Source organism: Acidithiobacillus sp. 'AMD consortium', assembly GCF_008926505.1.
In the GTDB taxonomy this organism is placed as follows: Bacteria; Pseudomonadota; Gammaproteobacteria; order Acidithiobacillales; family Acidithiobacillaceae; genus Acidithiobacillus; species Acidithiobacillus ferridurans.
The window spans coordinates 1191450-1211076 of sequence record NZ_CP044411.1 but is presented as its reverse complement, the minus strand read 5'-3'; the positions used below and the strand labels follow the sequence as shown (position 1 = coordinate 1211076).

General features: G+C 57.0%; 25 protein-coding genes. 22 read left to right on the top strand and 3 right to left on the bottom strand.

Translation table 11 applies throughout. The features are described 5' to 3' along the window. The first annotated feature begins 14 nt into the window (after window positions 1-14). The 21 genes from nifK to F6A13_RS06225 all read left to right on the top strand — a co-directional run bounded on the left by nifK (window position 15) and on the right by F6A13_RS06225 (window position 16097). Window positions 15-1574, top strand: coding sequence for a nitrogenase molybdenum-iron protein subunit beta (gene nifK, locus F6A13_RS06325; protein ID WP_126605248.1), 1560 nt, complete (start codon window positions 15-17; stop codon window positions 1572-1574). 54 nt (window positions 1575-1628) lie between these two features. Beyond that, window positions 1629-1976 (top strand): 2Fe-2S iron-sulfur cluster-binding protein, encoded by a 348-nt coding sequence (locus tag F6A13_RS06320; RefSeq protein ID WP_126605247.1) that lies wholly within the window; start codon window positions 1629-1631, stop codon window positions 1974-1976. A 26-nt stretch (window positions 1977-2002) separates the two neighbouring features. Continuing rightward, complete coding sequence (locus tag F6A13_RS06315) at window positions 2003-2347, top strand: 2Fe-2S iron-sulfur cluster-binding protein (RefSeq protein WP_113525795.1); 345 nt, start codon at window positions 2003-2005, stop codon at window positions 2345-2347. An 18-nt stretch (window positions 2348-2365) separates the two neighbouring features. Beyond that, the gene (nifE, locus tag F6A13_RS06310) at window positions 2366-3766 is read left to right on the top strand and encodes a nitrogenase iron-molybdenum cofactor biosynthesis protein NifE (RefSeq protein WP_113525794.1); all 1401 of its coding nucleotides are present in this window, start codon (window positions 2366-2368) and stop codon (window positions 3764-3766) included. Continuing rightward, window positions 3754-5115 (top strand): nitrogenase iron-molybdenum cofactor biosynthesis protein NifN, encoded by a 1362-nt coding sequence (gene nifN, locus F6A13_RS06305; RefSeq protein WP_126605246.1) that lies wholly within the window; start codon window positions 3754-3756, stop codon window positions 5113-5115. The genes nifE and nifN overlap by 13 nt, the downstream gene beginning before the upstream one ends. 52 nt (window positions 5116-5167) lie before the next feature. Further along, the gene (gene nifX, locus F6A13_RS06300) at window positions 5168-5584 is read left to right on the top strand and encodes a nitrogen fixation protein NifX (RefSeq protein ID WP_126605245.1); all 417 of its coding nucleotides are present in this window, start codon (window positions 5168-5170) and stop codon (window positions 5582-5584) included. Next, entirely contained in the window at window positions 5577-6044 is a 468-nt protein-coding gene (locus F6A13_RS06295) for a NifX-associated nitrogen fixation protein (protein WP_113525791.1), read from the top strand. The genes nifX and F6A13_RS06295 overlap by 8 nt, the downstream gene beginning before the upstream one ends. A gap of 58 nt (window positions 6045-6102) precedes the next feature. Then, the gene (locus F6A13_RS06290; protein ID WP_126605244.1) at window positions 6103-6366 is read left to right on the top strand and encodes a CCE_0567 family metalloprotein; all 264 of its coding nucleotides are present in this window, start codon (window positions 6103-6105) and stop codon (window positions 6364-6366) included. Between the two features lie 4 nt (window positions 6367-6370). Beyond that, entirely contained in the window at window positions 6371-6679 is a 309-nt protein-coding gene (fdxB, locus tag F6A13_RS06285) for a ferredoxin III, nif-specific (protein WP_113525789.1), read from the top strand. 22 nt (window positions 6680-6701) lie between these two features. Beyond that, the gene (locus tag F6A13_RS06280) at window positions 6702-7355 is read left to right on the top strand and encodes a nitrogen fixation protein NifQ (protein ID WP_113525788.1); all 654 of its coding nucleotides are present in this window, start codon (window positions 6702-6704) and stop codon (window positions 7353-7355) included. A 67-nt stretch (window positions 7356-7422) separates the two neighbouring features. Next, window positions 7423-8016 carry a hypothetical protein gene (locus F6A13_RS06275; protein WP_113525787.1) on the top strand — a complete coding sequence of 198 codons (594 nt, stop codon included), beginning with the start codon at window positions 7423-7425 and terminating at the stop codon, window positions 8014-8016. A gap of 256 nt (window positions 8017-8272) precedes the next feature. Beyond that, window positions 8273-8641 (top strand): HesB/IscA family protein, encoded by a 369-nt coding sequence (locus F6A13_RS06270; protein WP_113525786.1) that lies wholly within the window; start codon window positions 8273-8275, stop codon window positions 8639-8641. Between the two features lie 4 nt (window positions 8642-8645). Beyond that, window positions 8646-9521 (top strand): Fe-S cluster assembly protein NifU, encoded by an 876-nt coding sequence (gene nifU, locus F6A13_RS06265; protein WP_126605243.1) that lies wholly within the window; start codon window positions 8646-8648, stop codon window positions 9519-9521. 2 nt (window positions 9522-9523) lie between these two features. Beyond that, complete coding sequence (gene nifS, locus F6A13_RS06260) at window positions 9524-10732, top strand: cysteine desulfurase NifS (protein WP_126605242.1); 1209 nt, start codon at window positions 9524-9526, stop codon at window positions 10730-10732. Continuing rightward, window positions 10725-11885 carry a homocitrate synthase gene (gene nifV / locus F6A13_RS06255; RefSeq protein WP_113525783.1) on the top strand — a complete coding sequence of 387 codons (1161 nt, stop codon included), beginning with the start codon at window positions 10725-10727 and terminating at the stop codon, window positions 11883-11885. The genes nifS and nifV overlap by 8 nt, the downstream gene beginning before the upstream one ends. A 15-nt stretch (window positions 11886-11900) precedes the next feature. Continuing rightward, window positions 11901-12677: a serine O-acetyltransferase gene (gene cysE / locus F6A13_RS06250; RefSeq protein WP_113525782.1), complete on the top strand. Its 777-nt coding sequence runs from the start codon at window positions 11901-11903 to the stop codon at window positions 12675-12677. Window positions 12678-12712: 35 nt separating this feature from the next. Beyond that, window positions 12713-13045 carry a nitrogenase-stabilizing/protective protein NifW gene (gene nifW, locus F6A13_RS06245; RefSeq protein WP_126605241.1) on the top strand — a complete coding sequence of 111 codons (333 nt, stop codon included), beginning with the start codon at window positions 12713-12715 and terminating at the stop codon, window positions 13043-13045. A 64-nt stretch (window positions 13046-13109) separates the two neighbouring features. Then, window positions 13110-14726, top strand: coding sequence for a SagB/ThcOx family dehydrogenase (locus F6A13_RS06240; RefSeq protein WP_126605240.1), 1617 nt, complete (start codon window positions 13110-13112; stop codon window positions 14724-14726). After that, on the top strand, window positions 14723-15505 hold the full coding sequence (locus tag F6A13_RS06235; protein ID WP_126605239.1) for an ankyrin repeat domain-containing protein: 783 nt from the start codon (window positions 14723-14725) through the stop codon (window positions 15503-15505). Before F6A13_RS06240 ends, F6A13_RS06235 begins: the two co-directional genes overlap by 4 nt. Before the next feature lie 68 nt (window positions 15506-15573). Next, entirely contained in the window at window positions 15574-15804 is a 231-nt protein-coding gene (locus F6A13_RS06230; RefSeq protein WP_126605238.1) for an FmdB family zinc ribbon protein, read from the top strand. Between the two features lie 59 nt (window positions 15805-15863). After that, window positions 15864-16097: a hypothetical protein gene (locus F6A13_RS06225; RefSeq protein WP_126605237.1), complete on the top strand. Its 234-nt coding sequence runs from the start codon at window positions 15864-15866 to the stop codon at window positions 16095-16097. Between the two features lie 23 nt (window positions 16098-16120). Here F6A13_RS06225 and F6A13_RS06220 read toward each other — a convergent pair whose 3' ends face one another. The 3 genes from F6A13_RS06220 to F6A13_RS06215 are packed head-to-tail and all read right to left on the bottom strand — an operon-like array spanning window position 16121 to window position 18359. Next, window positions 16121-16450 (bottom strand): Rieske 2Fe-2S domain-containing protein, encoded by a 330-nt coding sequence (locus tag F6A13_RS06220; protein ID WP_126605236.1) that lies wholly within the window; start codon window positions 16448-16450, stop codon window positions 16121-16123. A gap of 47 nt (window positions 16451-16497) precedes the next feature. Beyond that, on the bottom strand, window positions 16498-16629 hold the full coding sequence (locus tag F6A13_RS15770) for a hypothetical protein (RefSeq protein WP_264158143.1): 132 nt from the start codon (window positions 16627-16629) through the stop codon (window positions 16498-16500). A gap of 32 nt (window positions 16630-16661) precedes the next feature. Further along, window positions 16662-18359 (bottom strand): AAA family ATPase, encoded by a 1698-nt coding sequence (locus F6A13_RS06215; RefSeq protein ID WP_197722435.1) that lies wholly within the window; start codon window positions 18357-18359, stop codon window positions 16662-16664. Between the two features lie 209 nt (window positions 18360-18568). Between F6A13_RS06215 and F6A13_RS06210 the strand changes: the two genes are divergently transcribed. Next, window positions 18569-19492 (top strand): extracellular solute-binding protein, encoded by a 924-nt coding sequence (locus F6A13_RS06210; protein ID WP_126605235.1) that lies wholly within the window; start codon window positions 18569-18571, stop codon window positions 19490-19492. Window positions 19493-19627 lie beyond the last annotated feature (135 nt).

Genomic DNA, 19627 nt, shown 5'->3' with positions numbered 1-19627 from the left:
AAAGGAGAAACATCATGAGTCAGAATGCAGATAAAATCGTCGACCACTTCAACCTGTTCAAACAGCCTGATTATCAGGAGATGTTCAAGAACAAGCAGAAAACGTTCGAAAACCGACTGCCCGCAGACGAGGTTGCACGCGGCCAGGAATGGACCAAGACCTGGGAGTACCGCGAAAAGAACTTCGCCCGTGAGGCGCTGTCGGTCAATCCCGACAAGGCCTGTCAGCCCTTGGGGGCGATTTTCGCCGCCGTGGGCTTTGACGGCACCCTGCCCTTCGTGCACGGTTCGCAGGGCTGCGTGGCGTATTTCCGCTCCCACTTCAACCGTCACTTCAAGGAACCCAGTTCCTGCGTGTCGTCATCCATGACCGAGGATGCGGCGGTGTTCGGTGGTCTCAACAACATGATCGACGGCCTGGCCAATTCCTATAGCCTGTATAAGCCGAAGATGATCGCGGTCTCGACCACCTGTATGGCGGAAGTGATCGGCGACGACCTGAACGCCTTCATCAAGACCGCCAAGGAAAAGGGCAGTGTTCCTGAGTCGTTCGATGTGCCCTTCGCACACACACCCTCCTTCGTCGGCAGCCACATCACCGGCTATGACAACATGATGAAGGGCATCCTGACCCACTTCTGGGACGGCAAGGCCGGCACTGTGCCCGCCCTGGAGCGCAAGCCGGATGAGAAGATCAATTTCATTGGCGGCTTCGACGGCTATACCGTCGGCAACATGCGCGAGATCAAGCGCCTGTTCAGCCTGATGAATGTCGATTACACGATTCTGGGCGATGGCAGCGATGTGTGGGATACGCCCGCCGACGGCGAATTTCGCATGTACGACGGCGGCACCACCTTCGCCGAAGCCGAAGCTGCGCTGAATGCCAAGGCGACGGTGTGTATGCAGGGGATCAGCACCGAAAAGACCATGGCCTATATCCAGGAGAAGGGCCAGGAAGTGGTGGCGCTCCACTGCCCCATCGGCGTGAGCGGCACCGATCACTTCCTCCAGGAGGTTTCTCGCATCAGTGGCAAGCCCATCTCTGAAGAGCTGAAAAAAGAGCGCGGCCGTTTGGTGGACGCCATCGGCGACTCGATCTCCTACCTGCACGGCAAGAAATTCGCGATCAACGGCGATCCGGATTTCTGCCTCGGAATGGCAGGATTTTTGCTGGAACTGGGCGCCGAGCCGGTGCATGTGGTCTGCACCAACGGCAACAAGGACTGGGCGGAGAAGATGAATGCCCTATTTGCCAGCTCGCCCTTCGGCAGCGGCTGCCATGCCTATCCCGGCAAGGATCTGTGGCATATGCGCAGCCTGCTGTTCACGGAGCCGGTGGATTTCCTGATCGGCAACAGCTACAGCAAATACCTGGAGCGCGATACCGGGACGCCCATGATTCATATCGGCTTTCCCATCCATGACCGGCACCACCATCACCGCTACCCCATCTGGGGCTACCAGGGGGCGCTGAATGTGCTGGTCTGGATACTGGACCGTATCCACCTGGAACTGGACCGCAACAGCATGGGTATCGGCACGACCGATTTCAGCTACGACCTGGTGCGCTAATCCTCACGGGCGGCGCTGCCGAGCTTCGCTGCCCGTCTGGCTGGAGAGAGAAACATGGCTGATATCACCTTCACTTCCCCCGCGATGGCCAAGGATATCACGGTATACGCCACCGCCGGTGCCCGGCAAACCCTGCTGGGACTGGCCAAGGCAAACAGGATACCCATTCAATTCGAATGCGAAAACGGTGAGTGCGGTTCCTGCGCAGTGCAGGTAACTATTTTGGAAAGGAAAGAGCCTTTGGGCCAGCATCTGACGGAAAAGGAGAAAATCGTTCTGCTCCTGTCCGGAAAGATCAGCAAGGGACAGATCGAGGACACGGAACTGCGGGATATCCCACCGCCATGGCGGCTGGCGTGCCAGTACATCGTCCGTGATGAAGATATTCTGGTGAAACTGTAAGTTTCCCACTGCATAAGGAGCGAGAGATGGGAGAGGTGCAATTCATCTCACCGCGTATCGGTGGCGACTGGTCGATCTCTTGTCGCAGCAACCAGCCAGTCTCCCTGTTAACCATTGCGCGCCTCTGCCATGTGCCTTTGCCGGTCGATTGCGCGCAGGGACTGTGCGGGACCTGCGCGGTGCAGGTGGTTCTCCGCCGCGGAGCGCCGTATCGCCGTCTCGGCTCCTTTGAAAAGCGGACGCTGCGCGCTGTGGGGAAGATTCCGCTCGCCGATGGGGACGAGGACACGGCGGCCTGGAAAGGGCCGCGCTGGCGGCTGGCGTGCCAGTGCATAATGGAAACCAGCGATCAATTCTTTGTGGCATTTTGACGTACCGGGAGGTGTTCCATGTTGCAGAACAAGATCCAGGAAGTCTTCAACGAACCGGGTTGCGCCAAGAACCAGACGAAGTCTGACAAGGAGCGTAAAAAGGGCTGCACCAAGCAGTTGCAGCCTGGTGGAGCCGCCGGAGGCTGCGCCTTCGACGGCGCCAAGATCGCGCTGCAGCCCATCACCGACGTCGCCCATCTGGTCCATGGCCCCATTGCCTGCGAGGGCAACTCCTGGGACAACCGCAGTGCCAAATCCTCTGGATCGCAACTTTTTCGTACCGGATTCACCACCGACATCAACGAAATGGATGTGGTGTACGGCGGGGAAAAGCACCTCTTCAAATCCATCAAGGAGATCATCGACAAATACGATCCCCCCGCTGTTTTCGTGTACCAGACCTGCGTCCCGGCGATGATCGGTGACGATATCGAGGTCGTCTGCAAGGCCGCCAGCGCCAAATTCGCCAAGCCCGTTATCCCGATTAACGCCCCCGGTTTTGTCGGGGTAAAGAACCTCGGCAACAAACTGGCCGGCGAAGCCCTGCTGGATTACGTCATCGGCACAGAAGAACCGGAATGCACTACGCCCTATGACATCAACATCATCGGTGAGTACAACCTCAACGGCGAACTATGGCAGGTCAAACCGCTCCTCGATCATTTGGGAATACGTGTCATCTCGTGCATCAGCGGTGACGCAAAATATCATGAGATCGCCCAGTCCCATCGCGCCCGCGCCAACATGATGGTGTGTTCCAAGGCGATGATCAACATTGCCCGCAAGATGGAAGAGCGCTATCAGATTCCGTTTTTCGAGGGCTCCTTCTACGGCATCTCCGATACCAGCGACTCCCTGCGGGAGATCTCCCGACTGCTGGTGGTAAGGGGTGCCCCCGCCGAACTACTGGAGCGCACCGAAGCCCTCATTCAACGGGAGGAGGCGCGCGCCTGGGAGCGCCTGGAGGCCTATAAGCCGCGTCTGCGCGGCAAGCGGGTGCTGCTGATCACCGGCGGCGTCAAGTCGTGGTCCGTTCTCGCCGCCCTGCAGGAAGTCGGGATGGATATTGTGGGCACCAGCGTCAAAAAGTCCACCAGGGAAGATAAGGAACGCATCAAGGAGATCATGGGGGAGGACGCCCACATGATCGAGAATCTGACACAAGGAGAGATGTACCAGATGCTGCGGGCCTCCCAGGCCGACATCATGCTCTCCGGGCCCCGTTCCCAGTTCGCCGCCCTCAAGGCCAAGATGCCGTGGCTGGACATCAATCAGGAGCGCCACCACGCCTATGCCGGCTACGAAGGCATGGTGGGATTGGTGGAGCAGATCGACCGCGCCCTCTACAACCCCATCTGGTCGCAATTGCGCAAGCCGGCACCCTGGGAAGCACAGGAGGCCGCATCATGGCTACCGTAACCGTCAGCCACAAGTCCTGCGCGGTCAATCCCCTCAAGATGAGCCAGCCCATCGGCGGTGCCCTGGCCTTTCTGGGGCTCGCCCAATCCATGCCCCTGCTGCATGGTTCCCAGGGTTGCACGGCCTTTGGCGTGGTGCTCTTCCAGCGCCATTTCCGGGAGACCATCCCCATGCAGACCACCGCCATGAACGAGGTGGCCACGGTCATGGGCGGTCTGGATAACATCGGCAGCGCCCTCATCAGCATTTACCAGCGTACCCATCCCCGCATCGTCGGCATCTGCTCCACCGGAGTCACCGAAACCAAGGGAGATGACGTGGACGGCTATCTCAAGACCTTTCTGGCAGATCATCCGGAGCTGGGAGACCTCGCCGTAGTCTACGTCTCCACGCCCGATTTCAAGGATGCCTTTCAGGACGGGTGGGGCAAAGCGGTCAGGAATATTGTCGACACCTTGGTGGAGCCGACCAGTGTACGGCTAGACGGCGCCGTCAATTTCCTGGTGGGTTCCCACCTGACCGTCGCCGATATCGAAGAGCTGCGCGAGATCAGCGAGTCTTTCGGCTTACAGCCGACCTTCCTGCCCGACCTGTCCGGATCTTTGGACGGCCACGTGCCGGAAGATTTTTCCTCCACTACGCTGGGTGGAACCGGTTTGGAGGAGATCCGCGCCATGGGCGAAGCGGAACTGACCATTGCCTTGGGCGAACAGATGCGTCCCGCCGCCGAAGCTTTAATGGCCAAGACGGGTCAGCCTTACGTCTTGTTCGACCGGGTCACCGGCCTGGAGGCCAATGACCAATTATTGGACTGTCTGAGCCAGTTGAGCGGACAACCCGTGGCCAACAAATATCGCCGCCAACGCAGCCAGCTCATGGATGCCATGCTGGATGGACACTTCTTTTTCGGAGGCAAGAAAATCGCCATCGGCGCTGAACCTGACCTGCTCTGGAATATCGGATCGTGGCTCACCGAAATGGGGGCGACAGTTACTACTGCGGTGACCTCCACCCACTCGCCGCTACTCGAACAGATGCCTTGTGAAGAGGTGCTTATCGGTGATCTGGAGGATCTCGAGGCGCGGGCTGCCGGCTGTGACTTGCTCATCACCCACTCCCATGGACGGCAGGCGGCGGCGCGGCTGGATATCGCTTTCCTGCGCATGGGACTGCCTATTTTTGACCGGCTCGGCGCCGCCCATCGCCTGTCTCTTGGCTATCGCGGTGCTCGCGATCTGACCTTCGAGATCGGCAACCTGTTAATGGCACGGGAGGAAGAAAATCGCCCGGATAGTTGGCCACTACCTATGGAGGATCACGATGCACATGCGTCGTTTGCGGTTGGTTAAGGATGCAGAACGTAGTAGTCACTTGTTATCTGGTCAACGCCCAGGAGGCACCATGAAAGTCGCATTTGCAACTCAGGATATGCAGAGAGTGGATGCCCATTTTGGCTGGGCAAAAAACATCGCCATTTATGAACTCAGTCCAGAAGGTCACCATTTTCTGGAGGCCGTGCAATTTGACGGAGAACTTGCCGAGGACGGCAACGAAGACAAGCTGGCTCCCAAGCTGGAAGCCATCAGGGACTGCGCCATTTTGTATGTGGCCGCCATTGGCGGCTCCGGTGCGGCGCGGGTGGTGGCCATGAAAATTCACCCCATCAAAGTGAATGAACCGGAATCCATCCATGGAATACTCGACAAGCTGCAGGTCGTGTTACAGGGAACTCCACCCCCCTGGCTCCGCAAAGTCATGAACAAGGGTGCAGAAAAAGCGTTTAATTTTGATGACGAAGAGGAATTAAGTCATGCCTGACAATACTGCAGTGGCGGTGGTGTTACCGGATGAATCCGCGTTTTTCCGCGAACTGGTCAAGCAGTGGCGGGCACAGGATAGCTATGGTGCCTGGGAAAAAAAGTCCGACATGGAGCTGCTGGCGCCCTACGTGCTGGATAAGGAGCAGCGTCGGGCGATTCCCATCATCGGCGATCCTGATCCCGAAATATTGTGGCGGCTGGAACTTTTTTATAACGCCGTGGGGCTGGCTACGGAGCGTGCTTCCGGAGTCATGGTGTCGCCCATGATGAAAATGAGTCATGAAGGCTTTGGCCGCATGGTGCTGATTGCCGGACGGCTGATCGTGGTCAACAAACAGTTGCGCGATGTGCATCGTTTTGGCTTCCCCAGCATGGAAAAACTGGCCGAAGAAGGTGACAAACTGGTGGCAGGTGCCCTGGAAATGATCGAAAAATTTCCGGAGGTGGCCCGCTTTTGACCCTTGAACTCAGCGTAGCTCACGCTTATGGTTCATCAGCGCATAGGAGTATGACGTCATGTCTGTATTCATGGAGATGTTACCGGTAGTAGAGGAACAGACCAATCACTGGGAGTCGATTGTGGACGAAAAGGACGCATTGAAAACAGAAATCAAACGGCTCAATGCCCAGGCCACCCAGGCCAAAATGGATCTTCACGATCTGGCTGAAGATTTACCCATCGGCTGGGAGAATATTCTGGAACTGGCGAATCGTACCTACGCCGCCTACCGCGATCTGACGGCCGCCAGGGCACGGCTCGCATCCTTCCCCGGGGGATGACGGCATGCGCGACATCACCGGCATCACCAAGGGCGGGCTCGGCTGGACACCCCAGTTTGTCGAATATATCAATGAAGAAAAGTGCATCGGCTGCGGGCGCTGTTTCCGCGCCTGCGGTCGGGATGTGCTGAACCTTATTGGTATTACCGAAGAGGGGGAACGGGTGGCGGCGGACGATGACGAGGCAGAGCGCAAATTCATGACGATTGCGCATCCGGAAAAATGCATCGGCTGCGAGGCCTGCTCCCGGGTTTGCCCCAAAAACTGCTATACCCATGCATCCATGTCCCTAGCGGCCAGCGTCTCTGCATAGTGCCTCAAGAGGGAGTGCATCCATGAAGACTGCCATATATGACATTCTGATGTCCGGTCGCAACCCCGATGAGGCATTCCCTGACGCGCGTTTTTTTGCGCTATGTATCAGCCTTCGCGCCACGGAACGCAAGGGCAACATCAGCATGGCGCTTGGCCTGGAAATCAGGCAACTGAGCCATCTGTTTGCTCGTTATTTCCCGCGGATAGCGGAATCGCGTTCGACCGCGCAATGCACGAAGGTCTATCTCCATAACGCTGCAGGCGGGACCTTTCTGTGCCAATGCCTGGGCAAAGAAAACAAAGCGCCCGCGCGCGATGAGGAAACTGGCGATCTGGTCAAGCTCTTGCTGGATCACCGCGCCAGCGTGAATCAGGCCACAGAGTGGGTAGCGGCCATTCTCGCCGCGGGCTGCCGGGGCGATGATCACTTGTGGCAGGACCTGGGCCTGACGAATCGTGAGGACCTCAGTGACATTATCAAACGCCATTTTCCGGCACTGTACCTCAAAAATACCGGCAACATGAAATGGAAGAAGTTCTTTTATAAGCAGTTGTGTGAACAGGCTGAAGTCCACCTCTGCCAGGCACCCAGTTGCAATGTTTGTAATGACTATGCCCAGTGCTTCGGCCCGGAAGAAGACAGTGGTTGGAACCTGCTGGCTGCTCAGGGCTGAAAACCTATAAGCATCCCCAATCCGATCAGGATGCAATATTTTACCTCTACTCAATATGGAGTCATTTATGTCCATCAGCATCGAACAAAGCGCATTCGCAGGGCTCGACACTCAGAAAAGACTGGTGAATCAGGTATTCAAGGGAGAATTGAATGCGCAGGGGCGCTTCGGTTTTCGCGGCGAACTGGCTATCAAATTCGCCACCGCAGTGGCCGATGAAGCACGCCCACCCGAGCTCGTTGCGCAGCAAGTCATCAGTTCGGCAGAACCTGGCGCCCAAAAAATTTCTTTTTTATCCTGCTATCTTCTGTCTTTTGGTTATCTGGATGCACTCGTAACGGTACTGGCCGAGTACCTGGAGCCCTCTGGTAAATATTTTATTTACTGCAATAATATTGATTTCAGCAAGCGTTACCATCTGGAATATAAAGGTATCCCATTTTATATCCTGCCGCTGGATGAGGCGACGGTCTACAATGAATTGCTGGAGTTGTTCGGGCTGGAACGCAACGATCTCAAAAAGCTCGCCACGGCAGGCAAGATCAACCGCATCGCCGAGAGCGCGTTGCAATACAATGCCGTATTCCCCGAGATCAGCTATGCAGACTGCCTGGCGGGCATGGGTCCGGTACGTGATCCCGGCGAAAACCGGCCCGTATAGACGCTTTTGCCATTGATTTAGCGAAAACCCGGACACCAGCGATCTCCGGGTTTTTGCCATTCTGCCCCGCCCTGTGATGTTCGTTTTCTTGCAAAACCATCCTGGGAGATGTCTAGAAACCAACAAAACCGCACGAATGACACCTTCACATCCATTGTAAATCATCAAAATAACAATAAGTTAATAACAAAACCCAAAGCTGGCCCGAGTCTTGCAAAGAAGCATACAGGAACCCTTGTCGCGTAAGGAGTATGCCATGCTGATGTTGACGGAAAAGGCCATTGATGTCGTAAAGAATCTGCTTGCCGAGAATCCTGAAGCGAGCGGATTACGGGTTGCGGTAACCGGAGGCGGTTGTTCCGGTTATCAATATGGAATGGGGCTGGAGGCCGGGGCAAGCGCAGAAGACACTGTCGTGGCGATAGAGGGCGTGGCGGTTTACGTGGACAACGCCAGCGCCGCACTGCTGAACGGGGTCGTCATCGACTATGTGGATGAACTCAGCGGCAGCGGCTTCCGTTTCGAAAACCCCAATGCTACGGGGACCTGCGGCTGCGGGTCGTCATTCACCACGGGAGACGAAGCCTCCGCTTCCTCAGCCTCCTCCTGCGGACATCGGAGCTGACGCCATGTGGGATTATACCGATAAAGTCAAGGATTACTTTTTCAACCCCAAGAATACCGGGGTCCTCGAAGAGGCCAATGCGGTCGGCGAGGTAGGCTCCATCAGTTGCGGGGATGCCCTGCGCCTGATGCTCAAGGTAGACCCGGATACGGATGTCATTCTGGATGCTCGCTTCCAGACGTTTGGCTGCGGCTCCGCCATCGCCTCGTCATCGGCGTTGACCGAATTGATCAAGGGCAAGACGCTCGATGAAGCGCTCAAAATCACCAATCAGGACATCGCCGAGTTTTTGGGCGGCCTTCCTCCGGAGAAAATGCATTGTTCCGTCATGGGCGCCGAGGCGCTACACGCCGCCATCGCCAATTACCGCGGCGAAGAATGGGCAGATGATCACGAAGAAGGTGCGCTGGTATGTAAATGCTTCGCCATCGACTCGGCCCTCATTGAGAAGGTGGCCAGGGAAAACCATTTGTCGACGGTCGAAGAGATCACTTTCTATACCAAGGCGGGCGGCGGTTGCCAGAGTTGCCATGAGCAGATCGAAGATATCCTCGCGGCAGTAAACGGCAGCGCACCGCTACCGGTGGTGGCAGCAAAACCCGCCGCCAAAGCCGCCCCGGCACCCATGACCATGGTGCAGAAAATCCAGAAAATATCTGCCGTGATCGATGAAATGCGCCCACAATTCCAAATGGATGGCGGCAATATCGAACTGGTCGATGTGGATGGTGATACGGTCATGGTGGCCATGAGTGGCTCGTGCATGAACTGCCAGTCTTCCGGGATCACCATTTCCGGCATCCAGGAACGCCTGATGCTGACTCTGGGCCGTCCGGTACGGGTAGTTCCGGCCGGCATGCCGCAAGCCGTGGGGGCATAGCCATGAGCAGCGCCTATATGGACAACAATGCCACCACTCGGGTAGATCCGCGGGTGCTGGAGACTATTCTTCCCTATTTCAGCGAGTATTACGGCAACCCCTCCTCCATGCACAGCTTCGGCGGCGATGTGGGCAAACGTCTGGAAGAAGCGCGCGCCTCCGTACGGGCGCTGCTGGGGGCGGAACACGACTCGGAAATCATTTTTACCTCCTGCGGTACGGAGTCCGATAACACCGCCATCCTCTCGGCCCTGGCCATTCAGCCCAGCCGCCGGGAAATCATCACCAGCGTGGTGGAACACCCGGCCATTCTGTCTCTCTGTGACCATCTCGAACGTCATGAAGGCTATAAAGTCCACTACATTCCCGTGGACCGGCTTGGGCGCATCTCCATGGAGGCGTATGCCGCAGCGCTCAGCGAGCAGGTCGCCGTCGTCTCCATAATGTATGCCAACAACGAGACGGGAACGATCTTTCCCGTCGAAAGCATGGCACGGATGGCCAAGGAGAAGGGCGTACTCTTTCATACGGACGCCGTGCAGGCGGTGGGCAAAATTGCCCTGAACATGCAGGAATCGGCCATCGACATGCTCTCCCTCTCCGGCCATAAGCTGCATGCCCCGAAAGGCGTCGGTGCGCTCTATGTGCGCCGGGGCACCCGCTACCGACCCATGCTGCGCGGTGGTCACCAGGAACGTGGACGCCGGGCCGGAACGGAAAACACCACGGGCATTATCGCCCTGGGGCTGGCGGCAGACATGGCGCTGGAGCATATGGAGTATGAAAACACTGTGGTGCGCGCTTTAAGGGATCGTCTGGAGGCCGGGATACTGGCGCAGGTGCCCTATGCTTTCGCCAATGGCGATCCGGAACACCGCCTGCCCAATACGTCCAGCATCTCTTTTGAATACATCGAGGGCGAAGCCATTCTGATGCTCCTGAGCCGGGTCGGCATCGCCGCCTCCTCGGGTTCCGCCTGCACCTCCGGGTCACTGGAGCCGTCCCACGTGTTGCGCGCCATGGATATTCCCTATACCGCTGCGCACGGCACCATTCGTTTCTCCCTGTCCCGGGAGACTACGGAAACGGAGGTGGACTGGGTGATTGCGCAGACACCACCCATCGTCGAACAACTGCGGCGTTTGTCCCCTTACTGGGGCACCAATGGCCCTATTCTCACCGATAACGCCTTTGCACCCGTATATGCATGAGCTCAGCCCCCTCTCCCGCGACTTTGCGGTAATTCACGACACCACCCTGCGCGATGGCGAACAGACCGCCGGGGTCGCGTTCCGCCCGGACGAAAAACTCACCATCGCCGAGAATCTGGCCAATGCCGGGATTCCGGAACTGGAGATCGGCATCCCGGCCATGGGGAGCGAAGAGGAGGAAACCATCCGGGGCATTGCTCAGATGGGTCTGTCCGCCCGCCTGGTGGTCTGGTGCCGGATGCACGATACGGATCTTGCCGCGGCAAAGCGTTGTGCCGTGGACATGGTCAATGCCTCAGTGCCGGTGTCAGATATCCAGATTCGGGGCAAGCTGGGCAAAGATCGTCAGTGGGTCCTGCAGCAGGTGGATCGCCGGGTAAAGCAGGTACTGGACAGCGGCATGGACGTGGCGGTAGGCGGCGAAGACGCCTCCCGGGCACCGTTGGACTTTGTTCTGCGGGTCATGGAAGTCGCGCAACGAGCCGGGGCCCGCCGCTTTCGTTATGCCGACACCCTGGGCATTCTGGAACCCTTTAATACCGCCCATATCATGCGGCGCTTAAGGGCGGTCACGGACATGGAAATTGAAATCCATGCCCATAACGATCTGGGTCTGGCCACTGCCAACTCCATCGCTGCCCTGCGTTTTGGTGCCACCCATGTAAACACGACGGTGAACGGCCTGGGCGAGCGCGCCGGCAATGCCGCGCTGGAGGAAGTCGTGATGTGCCTGCACCATCTGCATGGCATCGAGACAGGTATCGACGTGCGGCAGTTCAAAGCGATTTCGCAACTGGTGGCGCTGGCATCCGCCCGACCCGTCCCCGCCGGGAAAAGCATCGTCGGAGATGCCATTTTCAGCCACGAGTCCGGTATCCATGTCGATGGATTACTCAAAAATCCCCGGAATTACCAAAGCTTCGACCCGGAGGAGCTGGGGCGCCAGCATCACCTGGTACTGGGTAAGCATTCCGGCACCAAGGCTATCATGCGCGCCTATGCTGAACTGGGGAGCATTATTACCGAATCACAGGCACAAAGCATCCTCAGACAGATTCGCGTCTATGTACTTCAGCATAAAGTAACGCCGCCGGTCGAAGATATGCATCGCTTTCTTCTGGAAAGCATGGAATCCCCGCACGTCCATTCCTGAATAAAGGAGAAAACCATGGCTGCCACGCTGCTCGGCAAGGAAGAATCCCGCAAGTCCGGTCTGTGGCGCAACCTGCGCGACGATATTCACTGCGTTTTTGAACGTGATCCGGCGGCGCGCAACACCCTGGAAGTTCTCACCACCTATCCTGGGGTGCATGCGCTGCTGGCGCATCGCGTGGCCCATCGCTGCTGGCAGCGGGGATGGAGATATCCAGCCCGGGTATTGAGCGCCGTGGCGCGATTCTCGACCGGTATCGACATTCACCCGGGGGCGCAGATCGGGCGGCGTTTTTTTATTGACCACGGCATGGGCGTGGTGATTGGCGAAACGGCCGAGATCGGCGACGATTGCACCATCTACCACGGCGTAACCTTGGGGGGAACAAGCTGGAATCCGGGCAAGCGTCACCCGACATTGCAGGATCGGGTCATGGTGGGTGCGGGTGCGAAGATCCTCGGACCCGTCACTATCGGTCATGACGGTCAGGTGGGTGCCAATGCAGTGGTCATTAACGATGTGGCGCCGGGTATGACGGTCGTGGGCATCCCCGGCCGCGTCGTGCTGCCTGCGGAACGCCGCCGCATCAACGCCCACGGTATCGATCTGGATCACCATCTCATGCCGGACCCGGTGGGCAAGGCCATTCAGTGCCTGATGGAACGGATTTCCCAACTGGAATTGCAGGCCCAGTCCGTCGGGCGTACTGCGCAACTGACGGAAAAAGACTGCAACAGCTGTCCGGATTCCGATCCCAATCTGTGTGGGCCAAACAGCAACCCGGCACTTTAGCCCCCTCCCTTCTGACGACTTCCAAGGATGACACCATGAGTGACCTGCGTAAAACACTGGCGAGTTTGTCCTCCGCTGAGGATTTCCTGAAGTTTCTGAACATCGACTATGATGAGACGGTGGTCCATATCAATCGTCTCCATATCCTCAAACGTTTTCATGACTATCTGAAAAGAGAGGGGAATACGGACGCCCTGGATGATCAGGCGCTGCAAACGCTTTATGTGAAATTGCTCAGCCAATCGTATCAGGATTTTGTGGTATCTGATGCGGTCTCCGAAAAGGTGTTCAAAGTCTTTCATCAGGCCATGGGCGTGAGTCATGTCTCTCTCGAAAAGGTGGCGGTCAGCGCGCCGAAAGCACGTTGACAGGCGGTTGCCGCGCCGGAATAAAATGCCACGACCAAGGCTGACTAACGGAACGGCGCACATCATGGCGACAGGCAATGACAGCGAAGCGGTGCAAGTGGTGATGGCCTACCATGAACGGTCCAAGCATCACCTGAATCGCTATGCCGCCGGGCCGGAAGCGCTGGACTGGGATGCACAACCCAACCCCTTCCGCGAGTTCACCGGAAGCCCAAGGCGCATCTTGCCGTTGCTGGCGGAAGAAACTGCCGCCACTTTCGCCGGGTTGTCCGCCGCCACACCCCAACCCTTCACGCTCCAGGCGGTCGCCCAGTTTTTGGAGCTTTCCTTCGGGCTGGCGGCCTGGAAGGAATATGGCCCGGATCGCTGGGCGTTGCGTTGCAATCCCTCCAGCGGCAACCTGCATCCTACCGAGGCCTATCTTCTCGCCTTCAGGGTACCGGATCTGGAGGACGGACTGTATCACTACCTGAGCAGAGATCACCTGCTCGAACAGCGCTGGTCTCCCGATACCGAACAGCACGACTCAGGAATATATGTTGGGCTGACGTCCATAGCGTGGCGCGAAGCATGGAAATACGGCGAACGGGCACTACGCTATTGCCAACTGGATATTGGCCATGCGCTGGGTGCCCTGCGCTACGCTGCGGGTACCCTGGGTTGGCACCTTCGCCTGCGCGGGGATGTGGATGATACCCGACTGCGCAGCCTCCTGGGCCTGGACCGTTGCGGCGATTTCGCGCATGCCGAAGGCGAGGATGCGGAGCTACTACTGGAAATCCTCCCAGCCAATACAATGTCCTCCGCCATCGCTAGTCCCGCTGCGCTGCCGGGACAATGGCGAGGTCAGGCCAACCGCCTGGACCCCCACCCCCTGTACCAGTGGCCGGTCATCGCCGAAACGACCATCGCCAGCAGGATGCCGGTACTCGCTCCCGGCCCGCTTCCGCCTGATCCCTGGCCGGCACGCAAAAAATCCGGTCAGGTAGCCGCCAGCACCCTGATCCGCCGTCGGCGCAGCGCCCAGCGCTTCGACCCGAAGACGGTCATGGCGGCTGATGATTTCTTTACCCTCCTGGATGCGTTGCTGCCCCGTTCCGACCTGCCCTGGGATGCCTGGCCCTTTACCCCGCACATCCATCCGATACTTTTTGTGCATCGCGTCGAAGGGCTGCACAGCGGTCTCTACGCCCTGCCGCGCACCGGGGAGGGCGAACAAGTGCTACGCATGACCCTCCATCCCGACTTCTCCTGGGAAACCGTAGCCGGCGCACCCGCACACCTGCCCCTGCGGCGACTCTATAGTGGCGACGTGCGTAGCGTCGCCCGGACCCTGTCCTGTCATCAGGCCATTGCCGCCGATAGCTGCTTTGCCGTGGCCTTTCTGGCGGAGTATGCCGACCCCCTGAAGAACGGTGCCTGGCATTATCGCTTGCTCTACCAGGAAGCCGGGCTGCTCGGGCAAATATTGTACCTGGAAGCCGAATCCCTGGGTCTGAACGGCACCGGCATCGGCTGTTTTTTTGATGATGCCGTGCATGAAATATTGGGGATCAAGGATAACCGCCTGCAATCCCTCTACCACTTCACCGTGGGTCATGCCCTGACGGACACTCGGATCAGCACCCTCCCGCCCTATGCCCACCGGGAACTGGACATCCACACCGGAGAAACCTCATGAATACCCGTTCCTTTCAGCGTATTGATGTGCACAGGGCCCGCGAACTCCTGCAAAGGCAGGACACCATGTTACTGGACTGCCGCCATCCCAGCGACTTCCAGGCCGGACATATTGCCGGAGCTTCTCCCCTGGGCGATTACAACGCCGATGACTATGTATTGAACATGGCCAAACATCGTCCCGTGCTGATCTATTGCTACCATGGCAACGCCAGCCAGATGCGTGCCCAACTCTTTGCCGATTTTGGTTTTGCGGAGGTATACAGCCTGGATGGCGGTTACGAAGCCTGGCGCAGGGTGCATGCACCCCAAAATCCGCAGCTCACCGAAGCGCTGCAACGCTGGCTGACGGAGCAGGGCTTCCCTACTGCAGACATCCATGCCGGTACCCGCGACGGGGTGACGCCCTTGATGCGTGCTGCCGGCGAAGGCAATCCTGAACGGGTGGCTGAATTGCTCGCCGCCGGTGCCGACCCGCACCAACGCAATAACGACGGCAATCAGGCCCTCTGGTTCGCATGTGTCAGTGAGAATCTGGACATACTGGACCTGCTGGTCGCGGTTGGCGCCAACCTCAACCACCAGAATGACAATGGCGCCACTTGCCTGATGTATGCTGCATCCGCTGGCAAGACGTCGGTAGTGGCGCGTTTGCTGGCATTCGGTGCGCACCGGAGCCTCCTTTCGCTCGATGATTTCACCGCACTGGATATGGCGGCCAATCTGGAATGTCTGAATTTGTTGCGCGAAACACCGAGGCGGATAAAAGCCGTCACCTGAACAGGCATCATTATTGCTGTACCGGGTAACAGATGCGGTTTTGGCCATAACCTGACAAAGGAACAAAAATGCCTATTTTCGATTACCATTGTTGCGATTGCGACGCCGACTTTGAATTACTGGTCATGGGCTCAACCATCCCAAACTGCCCGCAATGTGGCAGCCAACACCTGGAAAAGCAGCTTTCGCGGGTGGCCGCACCTGGTCGCAGCGCCGGACTGATGGCGCGTACTCGTGCGCAAGCGGCGAAAGAGGGACACCTGAGCAATTTTTCGCCCGCCGAGCGCAAATCACGCTGACTCGAGAGGCATCGTTTCACCCCCACCGACTTTTGGAACAACAGCAGCGAGGATTTATCATGAGTGGTTTTTTCATGGATTGGGATGGCAATTTACGCAGCGTTGAGGATCCGGGAGGCGGTTACGTTTGCGATGTCGACCTGCCAGCACGCTATGTCGCAGTAATGCAGGGCAGTATATTAGCCCATGAAGCGACCCTCTATAAAACCCTCACCGATGTTGAAAAAGCCGGAATCAAAGCGGAAGTGGTTCCCGGCTCTCATCCCTGGGGAAGCAAGAGGGACGGGTTTTAGTTAGCCTCTATTTGCCAATGGCTTTAGCAGGGTCCATTGGGTGCAAAATCGCCGATATCCACCAACACTTCATCGTTTTCAATCTTCAGCGGAAACTCCCTGAGGGTACAGGGCTGGCCCTTGATGCACGCGCCGGTTTCACTGCTGAACGCCCAGTCATGGTGTGCACAGGTCAGAGTCTCCCCATCGAAACGGGCATCGGCCAGTGGTTCATTGGCGTGGGGACACATCCCATGAAAAGCCCGGGGTTCACCCCGGGTGGGCCACACAATCATGTGCAGTATCCGGTTAACCACCGCTACTTCATATTTTCCTTGTCGCAGCTCATTAAAATCACAGGCTTTACCAAACATGGTGAAAACTCCTTTTCAATCCAGAAAACCATCAGAAGATTATGCTGTTAGGACATCCATGCCATCTGCTGTAGCACACTGCTCTGATTGGCCACTTCGCAAGCCATAGGGTCAATCCCATGCTGTGTAAAAACTTCCTCAGCCGCCTGTATGGCGAGGGCCATATCGTTTTCACTCACCAATCCCACATCCTGGACTGGTATCTCCAAGGTCACGCAGCGACTGGTTCCAGCCCGCGAAATACCGAACAGCGTTTAAAGACCTCCACAGTCGGCAGCACCTGTTTCTGTTTACAGTATTTGGCCACCAGTTTGGCCAGTCCCTTAATATCCCTGCCAGTGGCTACAGGAAAAATATCCACCAATTCGTCAATGGCCGACATGGAGATATCGAGACAAAACTGATCGCACATCACCTGCCAGATTTGTCGGCGTCCATTGCCATCCGGGGGATTGTATTTAATCAGGGCGATGCAACGGGAGATAATGGCTTCATCAATGTCATCCACCCGGTTCGTGGTCAAAAACAACAAACCATTAAAATACTCCAGCACCCGCAGAAAAACGCCCACCACCGCGTTCATCGTCATATTGTCGTCCCGGCGCTTGATATAGACATCCGCTTCATCAATCAGCATAACGGCGCCCCAGCGTTGGGCGCGGGTCAGTATCTCCTTCAGCGCGGTCTCCATACTGGCCACATTCAGTCCGAGTTGTCCTGAATGCACCCGATACAGCGGTCGCTGAATAATTTCAGAATACACCTCGGCGGTGAGCGTTTTTCCTACACCGGCGGGTCCGGCGCAGAGCACTGTGGTCCCGCCGGACTTCCCGGTAATGATATCGTCCATCAGGACATCCATCTCGGCCGTCAAAATATCAATAAGATCTGTCTGTTCAGCGGGTAAAATCAGCTTTTGCTTCAATGTGGGCTGGTAAGCGTAAGGCGCGATATCGCTGACATGCACCCAGAGGTAATGATGAAGCTCCAGGTGAAACATGAATAAATAGGGATGCACGGGGATTTTCGTGAACAACCCATTCTCGATAACAGACTGGAATTGCCCCATCTCTTCTTCGGCGCTATAGCGATTGCTTTTTGCCGCTTTGCGCAAATAGGGGCCGAGAATATCCCCCGTCACTTCCAGTGCTGTGACCCTGGCGGTCAGAATACCCTCATCATTGACCAGACGTGCCCTGCCCTCTCCCGCCGACAAAATGATCACGTCTTTTCGTGACCAGTCGGTATCCCGATGTGTCGCACTGGGATCTTCGGCATAGAAGCCGACCCCGAGCGCCGAATACTGTGCGCCATAATGTCCCCGCCATTCAAAATAACGGGAGACTTCTGCGTCATAGGCAGCAATCAGCTCCGGAGTTTCTTTCAAAAATCCCTTTGCAGCGAGTATTTCCCTTACTGAACGATTGGCCATATCGCCCGCGGAAATACGAATGGTCGGGCTTGCAATGACGCCTTTAGCGTTCGCTTTCAGTTCTACGACGATCTTGCCAGTTTCGTCATTTCCCGGTGCCACAAAGTCCAGTCTGGTGATGACGTAAGCCAGGGCTTTACCATCCACATTGATACTGAACAGCCAGCCCCGGATGGCGTCTTCAATCAGCAGGCTAGCCAGCGCTGGCAATAACAGTTCGAGGTCATCATCCGGTCCAAAACGCAGATCATTACCCTGCCTGGATTTTTGCAGGGCAAGTAATATGGCGGACTGTGCATGCAACTCTGGTCCCGCTGCCTGATACAGCGTGGCGAGAAAACCAAGTTCAGAATATGCCAATTGCTGAAAAGACAATTCGGCAACATCCCCGAAACGAAGCTGTTCCCGCAAGCTCGCCAGATGCGGGAACTCCTGCACCATCGCCTCGACATGCGCCCGCCGTATCCGCAGGTTCACAAAGCCTCTCCTTAAAATGTCAATAAATACACATTATTGTCATAAATCGAACAAATAAGTGGGTAATGGGACCGCGTGGAAGATGCAGCAAAAAAGATGCCATATTCATGACACATCGGGGTATAACCAGCTTAAAAAACCTGTTGACAGCAAAAAATAGTTGCCGGTATATTCATCCATATATTTCGCAAACCACAGGAGTAGAGCACGTGAAACACCGTCACCATCAAAGTTCCCTTGCGCTGATCGTCGCCGCCAGCCTGCTGGGTTTATCGCTCCAGGCCATGGCCAAAGACCTGCATGTCGCTTACGCAGGCTCCATGGGTACCGTCATGGACCTGCATCTTGGACCGGCCTTCGCCAAAGCCCATAATGTGCAATATCAGGGGGAGGGCCAGGGCGCTTATGGCCTCGCCCGGCTCATCGCCGCCCACAAACTGCGCACTGACGTTTTTGTCTCCATCACCCCCGGCCCCATCGAGGTGCTGATCAAGGCCGGCCTGGTCAAGGAGGCCTTCCCGGTCGCCAGTACAGCCATGTGCATCGCTTATAGTCCCAGCAGCCCCTACGCCAAAGATTTCAAGGAAGCTGCGGAGGGCAAGGTGCCGTGGTATAAAATCCTGCAGAAGCCGGGGGTGGTCTTCGGCCGCACCGATCCCAAAACCGACCCCCAAGGGCAAAATATCGTCTTCACCTTCATGCTGGCGGAAAGGTATTACCACCAACCGGATCTAGTGAACAAAGTCCTCGGAGCGGTCGAGAACCCCCGGCAGATATTCACGGAGGCGTCGTTGCTTTCCCGCCTCAAGAGTGGGCAGATGGCCGCCTCATCGGGTTATCTCAGCGCGGTAAAATCCCTGCATCTGCCTTATATCACTCTGCCCGATCAGATCAATCTCAGCAATCCGGCCATGGTCAAAGACTGGTACAGCAAAGTCCACTTCACCCTGAATGTGGATGGCAAACCCAAAACCGTCCACACCCAGCCGCTGGTCTTTTATGCGGCAGTACCTGTGGACGCGCCCGATCCCCAACTGGGCATGGCCTTTATCCACTTCATGACCAGTCCCCAGGGACAGACCATGTTCAAAGAGACCGGCTACAACCCACCCAAGGGTGACGTACTGAAATAAAGCGGCTCCGCGCCGGCGCGTTCCGCGCCTGGCGCAAATAGTTCAGCAGACAGTTTGCCGGTCCGTTGGGGTGAGGTATTCCTCCACGACCCGGCTAATCATGCCGCGTTATATTTAAATTACCGCAATGAAAAC